At 51.9% G+C, this 24,721-nt stretch carries 23 protein-coding genes, 1 pseudogene and 1 riboswitch; of the genes and pseudogenes, 21 read left to right on the top strand and 3 right to left on the bottom strand.

The genetic code is table 11. The features are described from left to right. The first annotated feature begins 4 nt into the window (after positions 1-4). The 13 genes and pseudogenes from PD282_RS02215 (at position 5) to PD282_RS02270 (ending at position 12,104) form a co-directional block, all read left to right on the top strand. On the top strand, positions 5-697 hold the full coding sequence (locus tag PD282_RS02215; RefSeq protein ID WP_274648764.1) for a copper amine oxidase N-terminal domain-containing protein: 693 nt from the start codon (positions 5-7) through the stop codon (positions 695-697). Positions 698-770: 73 nt separating this feature from the next. Then, positions 771-1,640, top strand: a complete 870-nt coding sequence (locus PD282_RS02220; RefSeq protein ID WP_420832338.1) for a copper amine oxidase N-terminal domain-containing protein — start codon at positions 771-773, stop codon at positions 1,638-1,640. Positions 1,641-1,806: 166 nt separating this feature from the next. Next, the gene (locus tag PD282_RS02225) at positions 1,807-2,094 is read left to right on the top strand and encodes a GNAT family N-acetyltransferase (protein ID WP_274648766.1); all 288 of its coding nucleotides are present in this window, start codon (positions 1,807-1,809) and stop codon (positions 2,092-2,094) included. Positions 2,095-2,181: 87 nt separating this feature from the next. After that, positions 2,182-2,262, top strand: coding sequence for a histidine phosphatase family protein (locus tag PD282_RS27425; RefSeq protein WP_420832339.1), 81 nt, complete (start codon positions 2,182-2,184; stop codon positions 2,260-2,262). A 175-nt stretch (positions 2,263-2,437) separates the two neighbouring features. Next, positions 2,438-2,758, top strand: coding sequence for a hypothetical protein (locus tag PD282_RS02230; RefSeq protein WP_274648767.1), 321 nt, complete (start codon positions 2,438-2,440; stop codon positions 2,756-2,758). 502 nt (positions 2,759-3,260) lie between these two features. Beyond that, entirely contained in the window at positions 3,261-3,515 is a 255-nt protein-coding gene (locus PD282_RS02235; RefSeq protein ID WP_274648768.1) for a dihydrofolate reductase family protein, read from the top strand. A gap of 135 nt (positions 3,516-3,650) precedes the next feature. Continuing rightward, entirely contained in the window at positions 3,651-5,357 is a 1,707-nt protein-coding gene (locus PD282_RS02240; RefSeq protein ID WP_274648769.1) for a hypothetical protein, read from the top strand. Continuing rightward, on the top strand, positions 5,354-5,851 hold the full coding sequence (locus tag PD282_RS02245; RefSeq protein ID WP_274648770.1) for a hypothetical protein: 498 nt from the start codon (positions 5,354-5,356) through the stop codon (positions 5,849-5,851). Before PD282_RS02240 ends, PD282_RS02245 begins: the two co-directional genes overlap by 4 nt. An 85-nt stretch (positions 5,852-5,936) precedes the next feature. After that, on the top strand, positions 5,937-7,139 hold the full coding sequence (istA, locus tag PD282_RS02250; protein ID WP_274654975.1) for an IS21 family transposase: 1,203 nt from the start codon (positions 5,937-5,939) through the stop codon (positions 7,137-7,139). Then, the gene (gene istB, locus PD282_RS02255; protein WP_274648771.1) at positions 7,136-7,921 is read left to right on the top strand and encodes an IS21-like element helper ATPase IstB; all 786 of its coding nucleotides are present in this window, start codon (positions 7,136-7,138) and stop codon (positions 7,919-7,921) included. The genes istA and istB overlap by 4 nt, the downstream gene beginning before the upstream one ends. Positions 7,922-8,009: 88 nt before the next feature. Next, positions 8,010-10,598 (top strand): annotated as a pseudogene (locus PD282_RS02260) (DEAD/DEAH box helicase); the annotation flags it as partial. Positions 10,599-11,051: 453 nt separating this feature from the next. Next, positions 11,052-11,624: a GNAT family N-acetyltransferase gene (locus PD282_RS02265; RefSeq protein WP_274648772.1), complete on the top strand. Its 573-nt coding sequence runs from the start codon at positions 11,052-11,054 to the stop codon at positions 11,622-11,624. A 189-nt stretch (positions 11,625-11,813) separates the two neighbouring features. Next, entirely contained in the window at positions 11,814-12,104 is a 291-nt protein-coding gene (locus PD282_RS02270; protein WP_274648773.1) for a GNAT family N-acetyltransferase, read from the top strand. A gap of 1,301 nt (positions 12,105-13,405) precedes the next feature. Here the strand turns inward: PD282_RS02270 and PD282_RS02275 are convergent. Next, positions 13,406-14,077 carry a hypothetical protein gene (locus PD282_RS02275; protein ID WP_274648774.1) on the bottom strand — a complete coding sequence of 224 codons (672 nt, stop codon included), beginning with the start codon at positions 14,075-14,077 and terminating at the stop codon, positions 13,406-13,408. Positions 14,078-14,610: 533 nt separating this feature from the next. After that, positions 14,611-14,768, top strand: a riboswitch (cyclic di-AMP (ydaO/yuaA leader). Positions 14,769-14,770: 2 nt separating this feature from the next. On the opposite strand from PD282_RS02275, the gene PD282_RS02280 reads away from it, so the two are divergent. The 3 genes from PD282_RS02280 to PD282_RS02290 all read left to right on the top strand — a co-directional run bounded on the left by PD282_RS02280 (position 14,771) and on the right by PD282_RS02290 (position 17,052). Next, positions 14,771-15,637 (top strand): C40 family peptidase, encoded by an 867-nt coding sequence (locus PD282_RS02280; RefSeq protein ID WP_274648775.1) that lies wholly within the window; start codon positions 14,771-14,773, stop codon positions 15,635-15,637. A gap of 376 nt (positions 15,638-16,013) precedes the next feature. Then, positions 16,014-16,586: a class I SAM-dependent methyltransferase gene (locus PD282_RS02285; RefSeq protein ID WP_274648776.1), complete on the top strand. Its 573-nt coding sequence runs from the start codon at positions 16,014-16,016 to the stop codon at positions 16,584-16,586. Positions 16,587-16,629: 43 nt separating this feature from the next. Beyond that, positions 16,630-17,052, top strand: coding sequence for a DUF6526 family protein (locus tag PD282_RS02290; RefSeq protein WP_274648777.1), 423 nt, complete (start codon positions 16,630-16,632; stop codon positions 17,050-17,052). A 258-nt stretch (positions 17,053-17,310) separates the two neighbouring features. On the opposite strand, the gene PD282_RS02295 is transcribed toward PD282_RS02290, so the two are convergent. Together PD282_RS02295 and PD282_RS02300 are read right to left on the bottom strand one after the other, a co-directional pair. Then, positions 17,311-17,898: a YjgB family protein gene (locus PD282_RS02295; RefSeq protein WP_274648778.1), complete on the bottom strand. Its 588-nt coding sequence runs from the start codon at positions 17,896-17,898 to the stop codon at positions 17,311-17,313. 393 nt (positions 17,899-18,291) lie between these two features. Continuing rightward, positions 18,292-19,662, bottom strand: coding sequence for an outer membrane protein assembly factor BamB family protein (locus PD282_RS02300; RefSeq protein ID WP_274648779.1), 1,371 nt, complete (start codon positions 19,660-19,662; stop codon positions 18,292-18,294). 180 nt (positions 19,663-19,842) lie between these two features. Between PD282_RS02300 and PD282_RS02305 the strand changes: the two genes are divergently transcribed. The 5 genes from PD282_RS02305 (at position 19,843) to PD282_RS02325 (ending at position 24,478) form a co-directional block, all read left to right on the top strand. Beyond that, positions 19,843-20,268: an NUDIX hydrolase gene (locus PD282_RS02305; protein WP_274648780.1), complete on the top strand. Its 426-nt coding sequence runs from the start codon at positions 19,843-19,845 to the stop codon at positions 20,266-20,268. 24 nt (positions 20,269-20,292) lie between these two features. Continuing rightward, complete coding sequence (locus PD282_RS02310; RefSeq protein ID WP_274648781.1) at positions 20,293-20,865, top strand: DJ-1/PfpI family protein; 573 nt, start codon at positions 20,293-20,295, stop codon at positions 20,863-20,865. A 66-nt stretch (positions 20,866-20,931) separates the two neighbouring features. Further along, entirely contained in the window at positions 20,932-21,162 is a 231-nt protein-coding gene (locus tag PD282_RS02315) for a hypothetical protein (RefSeq protein ID WP_274648782.1), read from the top strand. A gap of 43 nt (positions 21,163-21,205) precedes the next feature. Then, positions 21,206-21,565 carry a hypothetical protein gene (locus PD282_RS02320; RefSeq protein ID WP_274648783.1) on the top strand — a complete coding sequence of 120 codons (360 nt, stop codon included), beginning with the start codon at positions 21,206-21,208 and terminating at the stop codon, positions 21,563-21,565. Between the two features lie 210 nt (positions 21,566-21,775). Beyond that, positions 21,776-24,478 carry a UxaA family hydrolase gene (locus tag PD282_RS02325; RefSeq protein WP_274648784.1) on the top strand — a complete coding sequence of 901 codons (2,703 nt, stop codon included), beginning with the start codon at positions 21,776-21,778 and terminating at the stop codon, positions 24,476-24,478. Positions 24,479-24,721 lie beyond the last annotated feature (243 nt).

Genomic DNA, 24,721 nt, shown 5'->3' on the forward strand with positions numbered 1-24,721 from the left:
TTTAATGAAACGAAGTAAAAGTATGATTAAGAAAACCGGATTGTTCTTATTGCTTACAGCGCTTACCACGGCTATCTTGGGGACCACAGTCTTCGCAAAACAAACGGCCAAAATTGTTGTTAATGGTGCGAAAATCATAACAGATGTGGAACCACAAATCATAAACGATCGGGTTATGGTGCCGCTCAGCTTTATCTCGACGGCATTGGGAGCGAAAGTGAACTGGGACAATAACACCAAGACAGCTTCCATTCAATCACAAAATGTCACTCAAACTGATGTTTGGAATCAAGACTTGTCTAAAGAAGACCCACGTTCTTATATAAGGGCTAGAAATGTTGTTTTCACCTTGATTATGAAACACGATGCAAGGGACCAATCAGGAAGAGAGTTGGTTTCAGATGATTACGACAGCAATGTCCCAGGTTACACGCCGGATGTCATTATTCCGGCTAGTGGAGGCGCAACAACAATTGATTTAAAGGTAATAGATGCCAAACATGAGAATGGTGAGTGGGTTATAAGAGTAGTTTTAGATGAGTGGGTAACGGGTGCTTCGAGCCTGGGAACAACCGAGACGACTGTAGATTTTCATCTTGATGAAAACAGATTTAAAATAAAAGGCGCTTGGCTCGTGGGTCAGTCGAAAACACTTGATAAATATACTGTATTTCCGGGATTAACCTTAACCCGATGAAGCGCAACAAATCTTCTCCAAATTCGTCTATCATAGGTAGATCACCACGTCCTATGCAGCTACACCCTCCAAAATCGTTGTTAAAGATAAGGAAATTCAATTTAATGTTCCGCCCATTGTCGAAAAGGACCGTACATTGGTTCCGATTCGTGCGTTGACCGATTCGCTCGGCGCTTCGATTACATGGAACCAAACATCCAAAACGGCAGCCCTCCACAAATGGTCGGAAACGGTTAAGTTAACCGAGGGTAAAAACACCGCGTATTATGTAAAGGCTAATCAGTCAAATAAAATGACTCTCGATGTGCCGGTAAAACTCGTTCACAATCGATTGTACGTTCCGCTTCGTTTCCTTTCACAATTTTATGGTTATCAAATAGCAGTAAGTGGGGATCGTGTACTCGTCAACTCGCCGCTGACTGCAACCGAGCAAGATATCCTTTACAAGGGAGACCTAGCGAAGGCGCGGAAATTTGTGATGGACAAGGGGCCCCAAAGTGCTCATTTTGCAAATAAACCCCTGCCTTTCACGCATGAACGAGAAGGCTTTGAATCAACTTTTCTCTTTCCAATCGGTGAAGCTAATCGTTTTTTCTTGATATCGGACGACACCGTGTCGTTCTATGAATTAAAGGATGACTTTTTCGTTATCACATGGCAGGCACATATTCCTGTTGGGCAAAAAGACACGGACCAGCTTTTCCTGGAAAACAAAGTGACGGATGCCACGGGGACTAAACCTGACATCAAAAAGGGATTTCTCTTTTACCGAACAAGCGGCCTGGTGACGAGTACAAATATTACGGCAGGGAAAATCGGTCTTGATGGTACAATCACTGAAACTGGAGTTAAACGAATTGTGGGTAATGAAGTCAAAGAAGCGTCAGGATCCTTGGCTTTAAAACTGCCTAACGAGATAAGGGCTGAGGCGAGTAACGGATGAGCGCGGCCAATTGTCAAGCTAACGTTTCACAAGAGCTAATGTGGCTGCCGCGGATCTGTAGTGGCGGCCTCACTCTACTAAACGGGTCAGTTTGGATTATTTGGGTGATGCCGGAAGAAGAGAGAACCAATGAATTATTAATGAAAAAATTAAAGGGAGGAAAAGGATGATACAAAATATTGAAATTAGTCTAAGAAGAATGAATGAAATCGATTATGAAAATATGTTGGAATGGCGACATGATGAGGAAGTTAAGAAATACTACAGCAATCCGCATGATACTTACACAATGGAAAAAGTAATGAAGAAATATAAGTTTAGAATTGAGGGGAAGGATAAGAAAATCCCTTGTATCATCGAGTATTATGGAAATCCCGTTGGATATATACAGTATTATGAACTGGATTTAACAGAAAAACAAAAAATTATCAAAGGAAAATGTAAGCGCTATTAGATGTTATGAGAAATGTGGGTTTAAGAAATTAAAAGACCTCAAAGATAACCTCATACTAATGGAATATTCTTATAAGGAGATACCCTTTTGACGAGAACGGCTTTATATTTAACCCGTCATGGTGAAACGGAATGGAATGTTGAAGGAAAACTGCAGGGCCATCCATAAAGATTCCCCGTTAACCCACTTGGGTAAACGTCAAATCCAAATGGTTAGGGGCATTTCTCAAAGAAATCGAATTCGATGCTATCTATTCCAGCCCTAGTCCAAGAACCTACTGGAAAGCAGGAACAGAGGTAAGAGGGGCGAAAAGAAAAGCGACCGCCAGCTATTAGGCCGGGGGATGTCCTGCGTCGGCGGCAACAGCCTGATCTACTGCGACAATATCATCGACAGTTCCTTCAACGCTGGTATGATCGTTACGACCGAACCCGTTGCCGATCCGGCCCAAAAACAAATTTCTTACCCGATCGAGGGGTTGAAATTCCAGCGCAATACGATCAATAAAGCCGGCTATACAGGGCACAACCATGCCGGGCTGCATTTCTGGCTGGACGTATCGCCCATGAAGGACGTCCGCATCGAACTGAACACGATCGAGAACGGTGAAACGCAGGTCATTCACATCGACAACACAGTTCAATTACAATACCGTGCAGAGTAATGCGCTGGCAAGTTACCAGGATACGAGCCCGATTATCGTGCCGATATTGAAAGGGAACGTCGGGTTCCAGAATAATACGAATTAAGACGTGCGCGCAAGTGCCAGAGAAAGCCCTCGGGCTTTCTCGTTTTTATTTCTACATGTCGGACGACAAGAACATATATACAGAGCCGTATTGGGACAAGAACATCTATACAAGGCCGGTGGGATTAAACAAACGAGTTATTATAACGGGTGAGCAAGATCGCGCCCAGGTGGCGAGCTGCCTCATCATGATCCTTGAGGATACGCTGTCCGCAAACCTGCTTTTGCTTGAAGACGAGAACGAGCTATCGTTTCCCGTAATCCTGAAAATGCCTTTGAGCTCTGTAAGAGAGCGTATGATCGCATGTGTCGGATGAAGAAGATGCTATGCCGAATACGTAAAAATGAAGCCGACCGTCTCGTGGTCGACCTCTAATTATATTATTGCGCGGTCAGGATTTGTGGACCTTCAGCCGTGATGGCAATCGTATGCTCGTATTGGGCGGCGAGCTTGCTTGGCAAAAACCTTGTTATCTTCGGCAGTCCGGGGGCGGCGAAGACGCAGCTTGAGCTCGGCCTGATCGACGAATTCCTGCTGACGATTTTTCCGGTCATTGTGGGCAGCGGAAAATCGGCATTCCGCGGCAACAGTGGGAAAATCAGGCTTAAGCTGCTATCCTGCCGAACGCTCAAGTCGGGCATTATCGCGGCCCGCTATGGGGTGGAGAAATAGCCGAGCCGTGCAAGGCGTTCCACTAAAAACAGCTAATAGCGCGCAGGGATGTTCGGGTCCCGCGTGCGGAATAGCTGGTATAATAGAGAGCGAGGTTTTAAGATACATGACGACGTAACAGGGAGTCAACGGATTATGGGTATGGACTACATGCTGGATGACGGCGCGTGGCGGCGGCTACTGGAGGGCGTCGCCGCGCGCTTCGACGAACTGACGATTATACGAGGGTTTCAATATTATAAACAGGGACGGGTCGAGGAACTGGCGCTCCGCGACGACGGCGTGCATGTGGACGCGCGCGTCAAGGATAACCGGATGTACGACCTCGCCGTCGATTTGGACGACCTCGCGGCGAGCGAATGCGCCTGCTCCGCGAACCGCGCCTGTACGCACATGGCCGCAACGCTGATGCTCTACGCGGAGCTGTGCGGCCGGCCGATCCATGCGCTCGCCAACGCGCGCAGCACATTGAAGAGCGCCGCCGGCGGCAAGCCGGACGAGGCACCGGAAGGCGGCCGCGGTGGTGCCCGCGCGGGCACAGAAGGAGCAGCCGCGAAAGTGCCGTCCCGGTTTGGCAACGGCGCCATGCCGGCGTCCCCCCGGCGCGTCTGGCCGACCTTGACGGAGGCGGAGCTGACCGAGCTCCCCGTGGCAAAGTGGCACGAGCGGTTCCAGGAGCGCCGCGGACCGGTGCACCTGCACATCCGCACAGCGCAGGAGGCCGTCGAGCTGCTCGCCGACCTGCAGGCAATGCGGTCCGTGCTTCCCTGGGCTCTGGAGCAGTTGTTTACGCTCCATACTCTGCTGTTCGTGCTGGAACAGATGGTCAAGCCGGCTCAGGCGGACTGGCGTAAATCGGGCCTGTTCATGGGCTACCATACGAGGCTCGCGCTGGACGGGCTGCGCGGCCAGGCGCGGAGCCTGCTCGAGGACAAGCTCGCGCTGACGGACGACAGCTCCGCGTACTGGGACCGGCTGATGGAGACGGCGGATTTTCTCCGGGAGCGCATGCTGACCGAGGATAAGACGCTCGGCTGCTTCGCGACGCTCTATTCTTCGCTGTGGCTGCACTGGCTCGGCCCAGGATCGGCTGGAAGCGCCGCGCTCTACGAGAAGGAGCAGCGCCGGCTGCAGGCGGCGGAAGCGGAGCTTGGCCCGTCCTTGTCGCGTCTGCCGTGGACGCTCGCGCAGTGTCTGCTTCTGCTCTACCTGGCGCGCGACGCGGAAGCGCGGGTGCTGCTCACCCGGGACGGAAGCAAACTGATGCTGAAGCCGGAGCATCTCGGGTCGCTGCTCGGCGTCCTCGAGCGCGCGGAGCAATGGGCACGGCTGCGCGACTGGCTCACGGAGACCGGACCGCTTCTCGTCGGCTTCCGCGTCGAGGACCTGGCGCCCTATGGCGACTATTGGGCCGTGGTCGTAGCGCAGATGCCGGAGGCGGAGCCGGCGATGTGGCGCACGCTCCAGGAGATGCTGCCGTTCTCGCGAGCCGTCTACGAGGACGCGCTGGCGGCGCATGGCCGGTGGGACCGGTGGATCGACCTGCAGATGTGCATGGGCCAGGACCCGCTGTCGTTCCGTGTGACCGCGCTGAAGCCGGTCGAGAAGGAGGCGCCGGAGCTGCTGCTGCCATTCTACCATCAGGCGGTGGAACGGTACGTGCTGCAGAAGAACCGCGACGGCTACAAGGCGGCGGCGAAGCTGCTGAAGCGGCTCGCTAAGCTGTACGCGCGGCTGAAGAAGGGCGAGCGATGGGAGCAGTTCATCGCCGCGTTCGCGAGCCGGAACAACCGGCTGCGGGCGCTGCAGGAAGAACTGCGCAAAGGAGGACTGCTGTCATGAACGCATACGCCGATACGCTTACGATTCAAGCGAGCCTGACCGAACAGGGCGACGCGCTGATCTTCGGCGCGAGCGCGTCCGGCTACGCGCCGGGGCTGCTCGTCAAGCAGCGGCTGTTCGCGCGGCACGAGCCGTCTTTCTATGGCACGGAGCTCGAGATCGAGAAGCTACGGGACGAGCTGGAACTCGTCGTGCTGCCGGCGGAGATGGTCCTGCCGTTCTTCGCCAACCCCGAGTTGCTGCCGATGCACATGTCCTGGCGGCTCGAAGGCGACGCCGCGCGGATCGCCTCGCTCGCGCCGACTCTGGAGCGCGGCATAGCGGAGCGGAAATTCGTCCCGAGCTTCGAGGCTTACAAGGCCGGCAAGCTGCGGTGGACATGGGACGCGGTTGCGCTCGACTCGAAGTCGCGCCGGGCGCTGCGCGCGCTCGCGGGCGGCCTGTACGGCGGACCTGTGAGAATCGGTAGTAAAATCCCCAATATCATCGCTTGAAAATTCCCCACCCACCGCCGACATACTCTCCGGAGGGAGAGAGTCGAGATTGGTCAAGAACGGGGAGTTTTACAAGATGAAGGATATGAGGGAAAGAGGCATGAGCATCACACAAATCGCAGATGAACTGGGGAAGGATCGCAAGACGATTCGGAAGTGGCTGCAGGCAGGCGAGCCGGGGGGCTACCCAAAACGTAAGCCGACAGCGGGGAAATTGGACCCCTACAAAGATTACATAAAGCGCCGTATGGCGGAAGGCTGCCTGAATGCCATGGTCATCCTGGACGAAATTCGGGCGAAAGGCTATACCGGCGGCAGTACCATGCTTCGTCTCTTCATGCAGCCCCTGAGGCCGGCCGTCCTGTCGAAAGCGACCGAGCGGTTCGAAACGCAGCCCGGTGAGCAGGCGCAGGTGGACTGGGGCGAATTCAAAATTGAGCAAGACGGCCGGCTGAAAAGGCTGTATGCCTTCATCATGGTGCTGGGCTACTCGCGGGCGTTGTATGTGGAGTTTACGGAGGACAGTCGGCTGGACACGCTCATGGGTTGTCATTCGAGAGCGTTCGAGTTCTTCGGCGGCGTGACCCGAACCTGTCTGTACGACAATATGAAGACCGTCGTCACCGGGCAGGACGAAAGCGGCGAAACCATCTGGAATGAGCAGTTCGCCCGGTTTGCCGGGCATTACGGCTTCACGCTGCGCCGTTGCAAACCGTACCGGGCACGCACCAAAGGGAAAGTGGAAAACGGCGTCGGCTATGTACGCAAGAACTTCTGGCCGCGCATAAGCACCTTCACCGGACTGCAGGATCTCAATACACAGGCGCGTCACTGGATGGATGCCATCGCCAACCGGCGGCTGCACGGTACAACCTTCCGAGTGCCTTGGGAGATGTGGAAAGAAGAGACGCTCAGCCCGGTCACCGAGGTCCGCTTCGCCTACGCCGAGCGGCATCAGCGCAAGGTTTCGAGCGACTGCTACGTCTCATTCGAAGCGAATCGGTATACCGTACCGTTTCAGTACGTCGGCTCTGTGGTGGAAATCGAGGATGAGAAAAACGGCACGCTTCGTTTCTACTGCGGCGGAGAACTCGTCGCCGAGCATCCGAAATCCATGGGGCGGCATCAAATCGTCAGCAATAAAAAACACTTCGAGGGCATTCGCAGTACATCGAGTCGTCCGGTTGGAGAGCCCACGCCTCGTTATGTCCCACAAGCAGCACCAGAAGTGTTGGAACGCTCGCTTTCGGTCTACGAATCGCTCATGGAAGAGGCGGTGTTCCAATGATTCTGCAAGAGAGATTGGAGGCGGCGATCCGCCACTTTGGGTGGGTCCGCATACCGGAAATCATCCATCAGCACGCCGAAGAAGCGTCTAAAGCGAATATACCGTATCTGGAGTTTTTGGACAAGCTTCTGGCCGAAGAATTACTATTCAAGCATGACCGGTTCATTCAAACGCGAACGCGCCTTGCCCACCTGCCGTTTCGTAAGACGCTGGACCAGTTCGACTTTGCCTTCCAGCCGTCTGTTGACGAGCGCCGAATCCGGGATCTGTCTACACTCCGCTTTGTGGAGCACCAGGAGAATCTCATCTTCCTTGGTCCCCCGGGTGTGGGAAAGACACACTTGGCTGTGGCACTTGGGCTCGAGGCGATCAAGCGGCGGTACACCGTCTATTTCATTACGGCGCATGACCTGGTACAGACGCTGCAATCTGCTCATTTGACGAACACGATTAAGCAGAAGATCAAGATGTTCATCAAGCCCGACCTGCTCATCGTCGATGAGATTGGGTACCGCAAGATGGACGAAACAGCAGCTCACTTCTTCTTCCAGATTGTCTCGGAGCGATATGAGCGCGGCTCGATCCTGCTTACATCTAACAAAACATTCGGTGCCTGGGGCGACATCTTCGGTGATTCCGTGCTGGCTACGGCGATCCTCGATCGCCTCCTCCACCACTCCAGTACCGTCAACATTAAGGGCGAAAGCTACCGCATCAGGGAGAAGAAAAAGGCCGGCTTCTTCCGTCCTGAACCGTCAGGAGACGCAGAAGCCGACCGATGAATTTGGGGAATTTTCGAGTGATTGTTTTGGGGAATTTTCAACTGATGTTGACAGACCGGCCGACGGCACGCCGGAGGACGAGGACGGCGATTGGGACGAAGAAACCCAGGACGCGGAAGCGGCGGACGCCGCCTTCCTAGCCGGCCTCGGCGCCGCCTTCTCCGCGGCGGTGTTTCAGCGCCATTACAGCACGGAGGAAGCCGCCGGCGACCTTCGCCGCGACTTCCCGCTGCTGTTCGCGCGCGATCGCGCCGCTGCGGCCGCGGGCCTCGACGAGCGCGGCTGGCTCGTCGCCACCGGCTGGAAGGCCGACACGTTGCCGTTCCGGCCGCTCCTGCAGCTGCTGGAGCCGGAGGACGCCGAAGCCGGCGGCTGGCGCCTCGTGCTCCTGCTGCAGGACAAGCTCGAACCGGCGAAGCTCGCGCCGGTTCGGATGGCCGCGGACGGCGAAGCCTCCGGAACGTGGCCCTCCGGGTGGACGCCGCACGTGTATGAGCGCTCCGCGGCCTGGCTCGCTCATCTGCGCGCGAGCCTGCCGGCGGACCGGTTGGCCGGCAGCCCCGCGGACGTGCTCAACGCCCCGCTGTCGGACGACGAAGCTTGGCGGTTCCTGACCGCGGACAGCCAGTGCCTCCTGGCCGCAGGCTGGCAGGTGCTGTTGCCCGCCTGGTGGGAGGAGGCGAGCCGCAAGAAACCGCGCCTGCGCGCGAAGGTGCGCCCCGGCGAAGGCGAAGGGGAGCGCGCGGGCGGCAGCCGGTCCTTCTTCGGCCTCGACGCGCTGATCGAATTCGACTGGCGCGTGTCCATCGGCGACGCCGACCTCAGCGAGGCGGAGTTCCGGGAGCTGGTCGCCCGCGGTGAGCGGCTCGTGCAGTTTCGCGGCCAATGGGTGCCGCTTGATCCAGCCCTGCTCGCGCAGATCCGCAAGGCGATGGCGGGCGTCGATCCGCGGCGAGGCTTGTCCTTCAAAGACGTGCTGCAGTTGCATCTGCGCCGCAACCGCGGCTTCTTCATGCCGGCGGCCACAGTAAAGGATGGCGAAAGCGGTGGCGAGGAGGACGTCGAGAACAAAGGCGAACTGGAGATGGACGTCGAGCTAAACGCCCACCTGACGACCGTCATGTCGCAGCTGACTCAGCAGACGGACTGGCCGTTGGTCCCCGTGCCGCCGACGCTGCACGCGGAGCTGCGCAGTTACCAGCAGGGCGGCTTCTCCTGGCTCGTGTTTCTGCGAAGGTTCGGGCTCGGCGCCGTCCTGGCCGACGACATGGGCCTCGGCAAGACGATTCAGTTCATCACGTACCTGCTGCACGTCGCCGAGGAAGCGTCCGCGAACGGAGGACGCCGTGCCGCCCTGCTGATCTGCCCGACCTCGGTGCTCGGCAACTGGCAGAAGGAGTTGCGCCGCTTCGCGCCTTCGCTACGCATCCTGCTCCATTACGGCAGCAAGCGGCTGGGCGGCGACGAGTTCTACTCGGAAACGGCGGAGGTCGACCTCGTGCTGACCTCGTACGCGACGTCAACGCTGGACCAGGAGCTGCTCGTCGGCTATACGTGGTCGGCAATCTGCCTCGACGAGGCGCAGAACATCAAGAACGCCGGCACGAAGCAGGCCATGGCGGTCAAGAGCTTTCCCGCTCGGCACCGCATTGCGCTGACGGGCACGCCGATCGAGAACCGGCTCGCGGAGCTGTGGTCAATCTACGATTTTACCAATCCGGGCTATCTCGGCACCGCCCGCGCCTTCGCCGAGCGGTTCGGCCAAGCGATCGAGCGCGAACGCGACGAGAAGCGGACGCAGGAGCTGCAGCGGTTCGTGAAGCCGTTCATGCTCCGGCGCAAGAAGAAGGACCCGAACATTATGCTGGACCTGCCGGAGAAGAACGAGATGAAGACGTACATCCATCTCACCGGCGAGCAGAGCGCGCTCTACGAGCAGACCGTGAAGGAACTGATGGACGAGGTCAAGAAGCTGGAAGGCATTCAGCGAAAAGGCGCGATACTCTCCGCGCTGACGCGGCTGAAGCAGCTGTGCGACCATCCCGTGCTGCTGACGAAGGAGGCCGTTCCGGTACCAGAGAATGAACACGAGGAAGCCGCTGAATCGGCGATGCTCATCGGCCGCTCCGCCAAGCTCGAACGGTTGCTCGACCTCGTGAAGGAGCTGCGCGATGAGGGGGAGCGGTGTCTGATTTTTACGCAGTACATCGGTATGGGCGAAATGCTGCAGCGGGTGCTCGGCCGGGAGCTTGGCGAGCCAGTCCTGTACCTGCACGGCGGCTCGTCTAAGAGGGCGCGCGATCGGATGATCGAGCAGTTCCAGTCCCGGGAGCATCCAGCCGCGGAGCAGCCGAACGTGTTTATCCTGTCGATCAAGGCCGGCGGCGTCGGGCTCAACCTGACCGCGGCGAACCACGTTTTCCATTTCGACCGCTGGTGGAACCCCGCCGTGGAGAACCAGGCGACGGATCGCGCCTACCGGATGGGCCAGACGCGCGATGTGCAGGTGCACAAGTTCATCTCGCTCGGCACGTTGGAAGAACGGATCGATGAGATGCTCGAGAGCAAACAGCAGCTGAGCGACGACGTCATCACGAGCTCGGAAAGCTGGATTACGGAGCTGTCGACGGACGCGCTGCGCGACTTGTTCACGCTGCGGCGCGACTGGTCGGAATAGCGGCTGGCGCGGGAAGGTGACCCATTCGAAGGGATCGGAATAGTGCCGCATTTCGAGGTGTCAATGCAGCGAGAAGATCTCTACCAACAAAGGGACGTTGCGCTTGAGAAAGCGCTAGAGCTTCTTGGGTACATCGAGCATCGGTAATTACTTGGAGCTTTTACATACACAGATTCTTTCTGATTGAACGAAGACGATAATTGAATAAAACAGCAGAAGGAATCGCCGCGGCGGTTCCTTCTTAAGTCTGCACATCATTTATGGGATTGACGATTAGCCTAACGGATATAAGAGCTCGATGAGGCTGCCGCGGGATCGTGTGGCGGTCTGCCCCGCTAGAACCGGAAGATTAATGAAATTGCAGGACTCTTTAATTTCAATTGTTTTTTACCCAATATCTGAGTGATAATTTGGTACAGTAGAAAGGGATGGATATTCCAGGGAGGTGCATTTATGCGAGAGATAAATTACGACAATTACTTTTGGCAAGATAATACAATAAGGTTACGTGCAATACAACCAGAAGATTGGGAAAGTCGCTATTTAAATCGTTTTGATACACCTGCGCGTCGTTTCTTGGAGTGTGCAGTAGAATTACCGCCTACAATCACAGAAGCAAGGTCTTTTGCAGAAACATATGCTGATTTCTCAACGAATCGAATTATGTTCACCATAGAGAATTTAAAAAATGAAAATGTCGGTGGAATCAATTTAAACAGTATAGACGAGCGAAACGGTACGTTTAGTATTGGTATCCAAATCGACAGAGACCAACGAGGTAAAGGTTATGGCACGAGGTCGGTAAATATACTTTTAAAATATGCTTTTTTTGAACGTAGATTAAATAAGTTTAATAATTCCGTACTGGAAGGAAACGAAGCCTCTATAGCTATACTTAGAAAAGTTGGCTGCTTTCAAGAAGGGGTTCGCCGAAAAGTCTTTTACACCGATGGGAAGTACTATGATTCCATTTTATTTGGACTTACCAAGGATGAATATGTTGAGCACCTTTCGAAGCTCAACTGAACGATAGTAAGTCTGGAGCAGGCGCCACGTGATACTCCCTGATTCATTGAAGTAACTGGCAGGCATCTTAGTGCTGCTGACATTGTGTAATACAGTTATGAAATGAAAACTTTGGCGGTTGTAATGAAGGAATTTCAGCAATAATCACAGAGGTACTGATTCCTCTGTGAAGTCAAGGAGGAAATGGGTATGGGAATTAATTTAATGCCAGTGTCTAATCAGAACCGGTATGAGTGCAGCAAGCTAAAAGTAAAGCCAGAACAACTAAATGTTTTTCCAGCACCTGTTGTTTATTGGATTGCGGAGTCTAAATTCGTTGATGATTTTGAACTACGTGCAGTATATTGGGATTCTGATTTAGTCGGATTTATAGCTTACTGTAAAATACCCGACGAGAACGGGAACTACTGGATACCTGCATTAATGATTGATGAAAAGCACCAGAGTAAAGGCTACGGAAAGGCAGCCATGAAAAAATGAGCATATGGGCTTAATGAATTGCAAAAGAATGATGATCGGACATAGACCCGATAATCTAATTGCTGGAGAGTTGTATGAATCCTTGGGATTTAAAAGGGTAAATGAAGAAGTAGTAGATGGCGAAATCATACGTTTACTTCAACTGCCTTAACAAAAAAGCTGCCGGCAGTTATTACAAAGAGCTGAATAAACTGCCCCTGCCAGGATAAACGGTCATTTCATGATCTGGTTCCGAAGCTGACAGCCCTTAGCCAGCTGAGTACCCGGGACGTAGATGTTCGCGCATCTATGTCCCTTCTTTAAATATAGTCAAAGCATAGCACGAGAGATTTGGGGGTGCAATTACACCAAAGATTCGATCAAATTAGGAACTCGTTGGCCAACTGTTCCTTTACATGCTCCAAAAGTCGTCTTGCTTTATATTCGGGTCGATTTTTCGAAGGGCATCTAAGACTTTCTTCATTGTGCGTCCGCTGGGCATATGATCGATTTTGTTTGCCAATTTGTATATTGTAAATCGGTTCAGCTTCGTTTCTTTTGCGATCCATTCTTGGGGGATGCCGTTTTTATCTAGCCACTTTCCAAAGGGAGTACGTGGTTTCCCTAGTCCAAACATGACTGATCACCTCAGTCTCTAGCTTGGACAAATTATCGGAAAAATAGTCACTAAAAAGTGTGATTTTGGACAGACTTTCCATGATATAATCTTATAAAGGACTTAAATGCGGTGGGGCGGCCACGGCGTAGCTCACTTCCGAAAGGGGGTGACGCCATGGTCGCACTTGTGGCGCTACTTGATATCCTGAAATGGATTGCTACTGTACTTAGCATTGTGTTAAGTGCTCGGAAGCTCTATCGATGGATAAAACGGAAGCTAAACAAGCGAAAACCCACCGCGTAATTAGGTTGACTCCCTAACGGTGGGTCTCGCTTAGTTCATACTTTGCGCGCCGTGGGTGTCCACAGCCTTTTCGTCCTTAGAGTCTTTGCCGTTGCACTCGGCGAAGGCTCTTTTTAGTGTATGCCAAAATTTCCTTTTCTATACTCCAATACTACCACTTGTCCAATGCTGAATCAATGGGCAGCGTTCTTTTTGCTTTTTTCCAGGAAATCATAAGCCAGATGTGAAATGGAATTGCGGTGTCATGATGGAAAGTGCAACGGCAGCGACCGATGTTGCTGATCAGGGCAATTCAGAATAGCCGGAGGGACGGTTGATCAAGGTATATCGTCCAGAACAAAGTGGGCTTTATACCGATCCAGCAGCGCCGTATAGACCGCAATTTTCATAATCAACGACTTTAGAACTTCCCTGGTTTTGAAGATTTCACTGGAATTCTAGACTTCGATGCCGCTTTGTGAATCGTTCTCGGCTTCTTCGGTGCAGGTTTGTAGATCGATTTTTGCTTTGATATAGGTTTATGAGTCCGTATCTTGGACAAGGAAGATGGTTTTGAAACAGTGACGGGTTTACGATTACCAGTTGGAGTTTTTCCATCGATTGTTCCGACATTCGGAGAACCGGTTTCGTGATGATCAAAAGACTCCAAATAGGCGGTATCAGCATCGGTGCCCTTTTCCACATACGACTTGTCCCGAGCATATCCATATTTTGGTTTTAAAACAAATTTATCGAACGGGAGAGTGGTTTCTGTATTCTTTACGATGGATGGTTGTACTGCCGGCGGGGACTTTATGTTCAAAACCGTTTCTTCTGATGCCTTTATATTCGTGGCGGCTGTGTTTGATAGAGCAGTTGGATTTGAACCAGGCGCCAATTCTTTTTTTGCAGAGAATGTATCCTGTAAAGCCTCTTGATCGGCATTCAAGCCAATAAGATGGAGAATAATGCAGCCCCCTGAAAGGATAAAACTCCATTTAGCTTTTCCGTTGATTCTAAATAAGTTCACGATCCCCCAGAGTAAGAAAAGAGTTGCCCCGAAAAAACCCAGGAGTGAAATTGTATGTGCCATCCTTTTGCACCCCTCTTTTTTTGTTGAATCTTAGGTGACAGACGAATAGCTCTCACTCTAATAGAACATTCGTTGAGGGAGGCGATTAAAGGGGGATGTCAAATTTCCTAATATACCCGAGTTGTCATAACACCTCCGATTTTCACGCAGTTTTACAAAAACCTTCTGGAAATCTATTACTCCGATACGGTCCGCATGCCGAAGCCTCAAGCATTTGGTTTCCAAAGCGGGGCCGGTATCGCCAGCATTTTTACCCCTCAACGAACGGCTAAAAGCGCCATTGGCAATTCTTAAAAAAAATTAATCCGGATTCAGTCTCGTCCAATCGAGACATCAAAAAGTAACGTGCCATACAGCCTTATTGCGCCATTTGCCTTGAAGTTGAGCGTATTTCTGTATATTTAAGGGGTAACGGATAATTCTCACGCCCCCGGCATTTACTGGATAAAATCTAGAAAAATACCTTTCAGAGACATTTTGAACATTCTTTGTGGATTGTATCCGGCTGCAATTCCGTGCTAGATTTAACGTGGTAAATGAACGTGCCGAATCCGGTCATACAGAGTGACCGGTACGGGGGAACTTATTTTTTGGGGTGAATGCTTATCCGGGTGCTTTTTAGCCGGACAGGCTAGGGAATTCCTCTTCCCGAACCCGTCAACTAACCTCGGAGGCCAATGGAGGCGAATCCTGTTGAATCGATTGTTCAAGACCGCTGTTTTATCTTGCGCGGTTTGGGCTGCCGGGGCTGTAATGCATGCAACGACCGCTCATGCCAATTCCGCAAACGAAGTAAAGGTTCAAATTAACGATTCGGTTGTAGCGTTCTCGGAATCTGCGCCGTTCGTTGACGGAAACGGGTACGTGCAGGTGCCCATTCGGCCCATAGCCGAGCGAATGGAGTATAAAGTGGACTGGACCAAAGACGGTTCGGAGGTACAGATAACGCTTCAAAGCAACGACCGTACCATTAAGATGAAAACGGGCTCAAAACAAGCCACGGTGAATGGCAAGCACGTTTCGATGGACTCGCCGGCACAATTGAAGGATAGCCGTATGTTCATACCGGTTCGATTCATTTCGGAAAGCTTTGGGTACAAGATGCAGTGGGACAACAATTCCAATATCGCGATCATCAGTGAGGATGGCAAAGATCATGTACCGGCTTTAAAAGCTTCGGTGGCGAAGGCGCAAACTCCCCTTTTGTCGTCGATCGTGATTGAGAAAGCAAAATCGCTGCTCGGCGTTCCTTATGTGTGGGGCGGCATGTCGCCTTCCGGTTTCGACTGCTCCGGATTCGTGAATTACCTGTTCCGGCAGCAGGGCGTGGATTTACCCCGTACCTCCCACCAAATGTTTAATTCCTCGGGGAACCGGGTTACCGATGCGAAAAAGCCCGGGGATCTCGTGTTCTTCTCGATTGGTTCGATTATGCATGTAGGCATCTATATCGGCGACAACTTATTCATTTCTGCTACTTCGTCACGCGGTATACATATCGATTCGCTGACCAACAGTTATTGGGGATCGAAGTACATCGGCACCAAACGTATTATATAAACGTTCATACGGTCCGCCCTTCCTTGGGTGGACCGTATAATTTTAATCTTGACTTTTGCGCCTGCAATACGTGCTGGTCGGAAGCCGAATTCATCGGACTGGATCTGACGCAGATCGGCAAATATGTGGATTCGATAGGAACGACAGAGCGCTGCAGAAACGAAGCCGCCAAGCGATTAGCGGCTTTTTTTCGTGGCGGTGAAAGTGCAGGCGGATTTTATAGGTCTCATGCGGTGAGAGAGGATAACAAAATTTAATTGGACATGTTCATTACGGATACGAGTTCGACTTCGAACGGGCTTCCGTGCGGCAATACAAAGATTATGGTAAGATCGTCTTGGGTTTAATTGGTTAATGAAAACCTTGGAGGTGTGGAATGCAACAACATCGTTTTGACCCGAAAAATAAAGAGGTTCTGGAAAGTCCTGAAAGAAAGAAACTCCTTTCCCCTGAACAATTGTTAGAAATGCTCCCCATTCAAAAAGGCGACCGTATTCTGGATATTGGAGCTGGAACCGGTTATTTTTCGATCCCGGCTGCGCAAATGACGGAAGGCACTGTTTATGCTTTGGATTTAGAACCTGAAATGTTAGCTGCTCTAAAGTCTAAAATAGAGGAGCAAAGCATACCTAATATTGAGTTAGTTGAAGCCTCGATGACCGACATGCCGTTTAAAGATCATTCAATAGATATTGTCATTGCTTCATTGGTGCTGCATGCAGTTAAACCTATATCCATGAGTTTAAATGAAATAAAACGTGTAATGAAACCAAATGCACATTTAGTTATCTGTGAATGGGAGCCCAAAGAAAGCCCGATGGGTCCGCCTATGAAAATTCGTATATCTTCAAAAGATATGGAACAAGCACTCCATGAGTCAGGATTCTCAATAAAGAAGCATGTTTCCCCAACTGATTTTTTATATATTTTTATCGCCTCAATTAAATGAATGAAAAATCAAATTGGAACACCAAAATATAAGGGGGATTATGATGACTAAACAAAATTACGCTAATCATCGCAGACTTCACCCGCCGTTTCATTACGTTTTACCTGTCGTATCGCTGGCTCTGTTCGTAACCAACATCGTTTATGCAGTCAAGGAGGGATTTAGTCTTCCCGTTGTTATTATGCTGCTTACTTTTGTGTATCTCATTACGCTTAGCTTTGTGATTAGAAGCTATCCATTGAAGGCCCAGGACAGAGCAATAAGAGCGGAGGAAAATTTTCGCCATTATGTGTTAACGGGACAAACGTTGGACTCCAGGCTTACACTTCATCAAATTCTTGCCCTGCGTTTTGCGAGCGATGCCGAATTCGCTGAGCTTTGCAAAAAAGCCGTCTCGGAAAATTTAAGCCCAAATGATATTAAAAAAGCGATTAAAGATTGGAAAGGCGATTACTATAGAGTGTAAAGCACTTGCTGTGAGTCCCCACTTTGATGTTTAGGGGGCTCTCATTTTTTTAGTGAAGCGGTACTGCAATTTTACGGCAGTAAACGGCAATCAGGCGAGCCTTCTCCCGTTATATTGGGAAAGCACTCGCCGCATTGACACGTTTATTTAACTACCTTATTTCAAGGTAACTCACTTGCCGTATCGCTGTTTAACACCCCAGGCGGCTTGAAGATACTTTGGCAGCTTGAAAAAAGGCTGAAAGCGGCGGCGGTGGAATTACTTGATCGTTTTTTTCGTAAGGTTGATATGGTCCAGCCCCGTTCCGTTCGTGCCGTTGAAGATGAATTCCAGCTGGAACTTGCCGCGGACGTAGGTGATTTTCTTTTGTATGGTTTTGCCCGACTTTATTAAGACCGACTGGTTCGGAGCGCCCCAATGCTGGATCAGCATGCGGAGGGATATGCCGCCAATGTTAGTCTGGCGCTCGACGTTGGTGCCGAAGTAGCGCATTTCCCTTATTTTATCCAATTTGTAGTTTATAGCGTAGCCAGGATGGCCCATCTCTGCATGATAAACGTCAAAGTCGTCGGCATCCTTGGCCGGGGACTCCGCCTCGCCAATTGTCTTGATGACCGTCTCATGCGAGGTCGAGCCGACTGTAAAGCCGTAGAAATTCGGGAACTGACCCTGGAGAGCCGGTTTGTAGAAGCTCATCAGCGTTTGGAACGCCATCATATGCGCGTCAACTGGAGCAGCGGTACCGGCTGCCGCGTAAGATGGGACGGCTCCGGCAGCGGACAGAGCGATCGTTCCCGCGGTCACCGCGGCAATCGCCGTTTTTTTCACAGCAGTAAAATAGTTCATTTTATCTTCCTCCCTATAGTGTCGGAATCGTTCCCGCCCATTCTATTGCGATTCACCTTTATTGACGAAGGCGGCGCAAATAGGCTGCGGTAATCGTGTGTTTGTGCGTGCGTACGGCATTTTGATTGGATTACGGCCGGCAAACAGGGCGAGCTTCTTACGTTTTCCAAGCCGATTTGATCGTTTACCATACGTGCTATATCCTCTTCTTCGTTGTAATTGGGAGAAGAGACGTTGTGACTTACTTGCTCATCTTACCCGGGAAGCGGGCGGAATTCGTTACAAATGAGTAACAGAAGAGTAACAACAAAGTAACGACGGTACGGGAAATCGTAACGGCTGAAGTCCATGGCTCCGCAGTTGATATCTTAAGGGCTTTCTATGTTTGACTGTTCATTGCAGCTGCTCGGGCAGCAAATAGCTTTGAAGCGTGCCTTCCTTTTGAACAACAATATAGGAGCCAACACGCAGAACCGGTCCTGCAAAAGGCTGCGTGCCTGTATTCGCTTGGAAAATCACCTTCCCGTTGCGCTGGTCTACGGCTCGCAGAAGGCCGCCAACATACCGTTCGTACAAACCGCGCCCCAGGGATTCAGCTTCTAGGAAGGTTTTTCCGGACGAAGGCCAGGTCACATGCTGCCCGCTGTTCATGCGAACGATGGAGAGCTCGCCGTTTTCGATATTCCTCATTTGAAAACCGTCATATGCGACGATTCCGGTCGGTTCGGTGTCCGCCGGCTGCGGAAAACGCTTGACCGGTGAATCCCATCCGCCAGAGAGGAGATCGTATCCTTCGATCACGTCACCCCAAAAAATATAAAGCCAATTATCGTGCCATACCACTCGAGGATAAAAATTTCCGGCTTGTGTGCCCGGTTCGGCCACTTGATGCTTAAAGATACGAGTATCTTCAATTTTCCCGGTCGAGCCAATTCCGTCTAGGGTAACGGTGCGTTCCTCCGCATCCAGGTTGAACGGGATGTCAATCTTACGGCTATACAAGTAGGGCTGATTACCGATAAACTCCGGCAGTTCATGGCCCGGCGTCTTCCATAAGAATTTTCCGGTCACCCAGTCGAAAGCAACCACATCGGTCGTGGCAAATGCACCGTCTCCGTTCTGATCGCCTACTAATTCGCCGTTAATCATTTGATAATCGAGCAGTGGCGATCCGGCGTCTTTCATCGTCCATTTCAGTTCGCCGTTCGATATCCGGAAGGCACGAATGGTCGAGCCTTGCACAACCCCGATGAAATTACCGAGATAGATGATTTTATCTCCGGAGTTGAACGTTCCGATCGCTGCGGACCACCGCTTTTTTCCCGTTGGCGAAACGGCTGTCAGCAGACCGCCTTTGGTAATGACATAGAAGCCGTACGAATCGCTGTACACATAGGAAACCAAATTGCCGCCGAACTTCCAAAGCCGTTTCCCCGAACGGACCTGTAAAGCGACCAGCTGACCGCTTGTAATCGTAGCCACGATACCTTTATCCATATACAAAGCGGTCCTGTGCTGCCATGCTGTCCCCTGCTCCCGATCGTCGTCCGTAATAACGGACCAGAGGGGCTTCATCGTCTCCACTAGCCCTGGATTTACCGCGGTTCCTCCGGAAACTGCGGCATTCGCTGAAGGTGGCTCAGCGGCAAAGGCGGTCACGGGACTTACGGAAGCCATCATTAGTCCGCCTAGCAAGGAACCGGCCACAAATAAATGTATTCCTTTTTTTCGCAGTAAAGTAATAGGTTTTTCCTTTGGTTCCAATTCGCATTCACTCCTATTGTTTTCCACCAAATCAGACGTTTGTTTCCAAAAATAGTTGCACGTGGATTATAAATGAGACATGGATTGAGGCTGCGCACAATCTTCGAGTGGTTTACAATAATAGGAAACGAATGATAATCTGAATCTGACTTGTTCATTTCTAAAAGGGAGGACGATGAAGTGGCTCCGAAACATATCGTATCTGCGGCGGCAGTTGTCGTGAATGAGCGGAACGAAATATTATTGATCAAAGGACCGAAACGTGGGTGGGAAATGCCGGGAGGGCAGGTTGAAGAAGGGGAATCACCGAAAGCGGCGGCGATAAGGGAAACGAAGGAAGAGAGCGGGATCGATATCGAAGTGACCAAGTTTTGCGGTATTTTTCAAAATGTCGGCAGCAGTATTTGCAACACTTTATTTTTGGGCAGACCGGTCGGAGGTGAATTAACGACATCCCCGGAGTCGTTGGCAGTAGGCTTTTTTCCAATCGAAACCGCACTGGAGATGGTCAATTGGGGGAATCTCAAGCAAAGAATCGAGCTCTGCTTGAATGAAAAAAGCCATCCTTTTTATGTAGAATTTACCATACCGCTTAAGGATTGCTAGATAAATCGATCAAGAGGTGAGAACATGGGGAGCATTCTTTGTTTTATATCGGATGAGTTTGCCGATTTCGAGATCACGCTGGCGTTTCATAAAATCAGGAATGTCGCCCAAAAAGACGTATTGACCGCAGGATACGGTCATGAAGCTGTAGTCAGTGAGTCCGGCCTGTGCTACAAGCCGCATCTGACCGTAAAGGAAGCGCTGGCGTTGAACGGGGTCGAAGGCCTGATCATTCCCGGCGGTCCGATCCGGGATCAGAAACAGGAGCTGACGGAGCTGATCTTAAAGCTGGACCGGGAAGAAAAAATGCTTGCCGCCGTTTGCAACGGTCCGCAATATTTGGGGAGAGCGGGCATTCTGGACCGGCGGAAATTCACGACCTCGTGCTCCGTTGAAAGCGTCGGCAAATTAGGCGTGCCGGACCCGTTTCCGCGCGACAATTATGTGGACCGGCGCACGGTTCGGGACGGACATGTTATGACGGCGAAAGGCCGCGCCTTTGTTGACTTTTCTTTTGCCGTCTTTGATTATTTGGATATTTACCAGGGAAACCGGGCGGAAAGGGATCAATTGTGGAAGGATATTATGGACCGGTAAGCAAGCGCTTGGTTGGCGATCGGGCGGACATAGTTCCAGAGTATTCAATTGAAGGAGGTTCTTGGATTGAGTAAGAACAATCTTCATGAAACACAACCTGATCAGGACAATTTATACCATAACGAACCTTATGTCGATGAAAATTTTCGCCCTATTCAAAACATCGAGGGCGGAGGCCCAATGAAAAAAATCGATTTCAATACAATGCCACGTCCATTAAAAGTGTTCGGTTACTTTTTCTTTGCAATAATAATCCTTATGGGTATTGCTGCGATTGTAATCAGTTTCTTACGTTAAAATATCGATCCGGCAAACAATGCAGGGCAATGGAGGTGGATGGATGAGGAAATGGACGGCTATGGTGTGCTTCGTGCTCATTTTTAGTTCGGGGTGCTCGAATAAAGAACATCATCCCAAGCAGCCGGTAACCGGCTCGGCTAGCTGGGCTTACGGTTTTGTAGTATGGAAAGGAACCGAGTATGTCGATACGAACGAGCGGGTCAAAAAAGCGGCGCGACGGTTGGGCTCCATAGATCAATCAAGTGATGAAGAGACAGCTTCGTTTAACCTGAACCAGACATTTACGAACTTTTTGCCTGCTGGTACAAAGATTTATTCACTGCCAGGAAAATCCGAAAACGAGTTTATCGCCGCTCAAATAAACGATGAAGACTATGAAGTGCTGCAAAGAAAAGGCTAATTTGGAGCGAAGTCCAGAGAGTGGATCCGGGCTTGCTTTTACAATAGGTTAAACGCACCATTATTTCAGTTACCCGTATCCTAGTTGCGTGCAGTTGGTATATAATCTGAACTAGCAAGGATCAATTAAACCGATATCATCAAGCGGTTGTAAGCGCTTTAGAGCGCTTATTTTTAACCATGCGAATTTGTACAAAGGAGCCAGAAATCGATGAACGCAGTTTACCAATTTGACGAAGCGGCCAGACTTCCTTTAACCGGGGATAACTGCGCCGTCGCGACTCGCCAGCTGGACGCCGGCACCGTCATTCATTATGAAGGCCAAGCCTTGACCTTGGATTATACGGTGATGGAAGGCCATCGTTTTGCGGTGAAGCCGATCGCTCCCGGCGAAGAGCTGCTGTCCTGGGGATTGCCCTTCGGTGTGGCTCTGCAATCGATTCAGCCGGGCCACTATGTCATTAACGATGCTGTACGGGATGCGCTGAGTGTGCGCAAACTGAAATTTGCGCTGCCGGCGGAGCCCAATTTTGCGGATCAGCTGTATCCGTATGTTCTGGACGAGGCCGGCTTTCAGCCCGCCACTGCATCGCCCGCTTACGCGGAAACCCGCACTTTCATGGGGTATCGCCGCAGTGAAGCGCGAGGTGTCGGAACCCGTAACCACGTGGTTCTGCTCGGCACCACCTCCCGCACGGGCAGCTATGTGAAGCAGCTTGCCGCCCGTATGCAAGGTGAACTGGGTAACTACCCTAACATCGATGGAATTCAGCCTGTGGCGCATACGGAGGGCGGGACGGAAAAACCGAATAACCTGGAGCTGCTGCTGCGGACGCTCGCCGGATTTATCGTGAATCCCAACGTGGGTGCGGTTCTCGTTGTCGATTACGGCATTGAACCGGTAACCAATGCGATGGTGGAAGCGTATTTGCGCGAACATAACTACCCGATCGACGAGGTTCTGCACAAGTTTATGTCGCTCCAAGGCGGCTTTGAAGATAATCTGGCCAAAGGCGAAGCGATTGTGCGAGAGTGGCTGCCTGCGGTAAATGCGATGCAGCGGACACCCGAATCGATCAGCCACCTGAAGATCGGACTGCAGTGCGGCGGCTCGGACGCTTTTTCCGGTATTTCCGCGAACCCGCTGCTGGGCTGGATTTCCGAAGAATTGGTGCGCTACGGCGGCTCCGCCAGCCTGGCTGAAACCGATGAATTAATCGGCGCGGAGCCTTATGTCCTGTCGAAGGTTCGTAACGTGGAAACCGCCCGCAAATTTCTGGAGCTTGTGCAGCGCTTCAAGGAACGGGCGTCTTGGCACGGTTCCAGCGCGGAAGGAAATCCTTCCGGCGGCAACAAATATCGCGGCCTGTATAACATTTATCTCAAATCGATCGGTGCCGCCCGCAAGAAGGATCCGGGCACTCGGCTCGATTATGCCACCGAGTACGGGGAGCTCATGAAGGAGAGCGGATTCTATTTCATGGATAGCCCCGGTAATGACCTCGAGAGCATCGCCGGACAGATCGCCGCGGGCTGCAACCTGATTTTCTTTACAACGGGCAACGGCTCGATCACCAATTTCCCTTATGTGCCGACGGTCAAGGTGGTCACGACGACGCGCCGCTTCCAATTGCTGTCCAATGATATGGATGTCAATGCGGGTCAGTATTTGGAAGGCACTTCTATGGACGAGCTCGGCAAAGAAGTTTTCGACTTGACCATTCGCATTGCATCCGGTCAGCGCAGTGTCGGCGAGAAGGCGGGCCATGCGCAGGTGCAAATCTGGCGGAACTGGCGGCAAAACGATGCGAGCCAGCTGGAGACATTGCTCCATACCCCGGTGCCGACGGGAGAGCCGATCGAAATTCGGGAGGATGCCGAAGCGGCGGGCAGCCCGATCCGGTTCCTTTTTAACCGTCATCAAGACCGCTTGTCCAGCGACAACATCGGCTTGATCCTGCCGACCAGTCTCTGCGCCGGACAGGTAGCCAATATGATTGCGCAGCGACTGAACAAACAAGGTACCGGGCAGCCCGAGCTCTCGCGCTTTGTGGCTTTGGCTCATACGGAAGGCTGCGGGAATTCGGCGGGGCAATCCGAGCAGCTGTATGCCCGAACGATGATCGGCTATATCACCCATCCGATGGTGAAGCATTGTCTGCTGCTGGAGCATGGCTGCGAGAAAACGCACAACGACTACATGCGCCATCAGATGGAAGAGATGGGGGTCGACGCCAGCCGTCTCGGTTTTGCCAGCATTCAGCTTGACGGCGGAATCACGAAGGTGACGCAGAAGGTAGAAGCATGGTTTGCCGGTCAATTGGCGGCAGCCGGAGAATCGGAGAAGGCGACGGCCGGTTTGGAGGGACTGCGCATCGGCATCGTAACCGACGGTCTCGTCTCCGACAATGAAGCGGAACAGCTGGCGAAGCTGACCAAAATGATTGTCGGCGCAGGCGGCCTGGTGGTTGTTCCCGAGAACAGCGGTCTGTTTTCCGCGGCGGCTTACGACAAAAATATGTTCACCACATCCAATATCCGGCCGTCTATTGCTTATGGCGAGCATGCCCGCAAGAACGGCTTCCACATCATGGAGAACCCGACCGAACATTGGGTGGAGACGGTTACGGGTCTGGCAGCCACGGGGGTAGAGCTCATGATCGCCTTGGCGGGGAATCATCCGATGCAGACGCATCCGTTCGTTCCTATGCTGCAAATGACATCGAAGCCGGCTATGCTGCAAAGCTATCACAACGACTTGGATTTGCCGCTCTCCGGAGATCCGAACGCCTGGACGAAGCAAATCCTCGAGCGCAGTAAGGAAATCATTGAGCATACGTATACACCGCGCCTTTTCCGGCAGGGGAACGTTGATTTCCAATTAACACGCGGTCTGCTGGGCGTTTCGTTGTAATCTGCATGAACTTTTGGGAAATGAAAAAGGAGTGGGCAGGGATCCTGTTCATTCCTTTTTGAATTGCTCAAAAATATTGACATTGGAATTGCAGCTGGTGAAGAAATCCCAAGCTCCGCAAACCCGCAGGTACCTGAATTCTACACGTTAATTTCCGAAAAAATCGAGGGGGTCCCTTCTCCGCTATATCCGTAAATCCAGAAACCTGTGCGGTTTGACGACTACGATCGTGTGGAGTGGTTT

It is taken from the genome of Paenibacillus humicola, assembly GCF_028826105.1.
In the GTDB taxonomy this organism is placed as follows: Bacteria; Bacillota; Bacilli; order Paenibacillales; family Paenibacillaceae; genus Paenibacillus_Z; species Paenibacillus_Z humicola.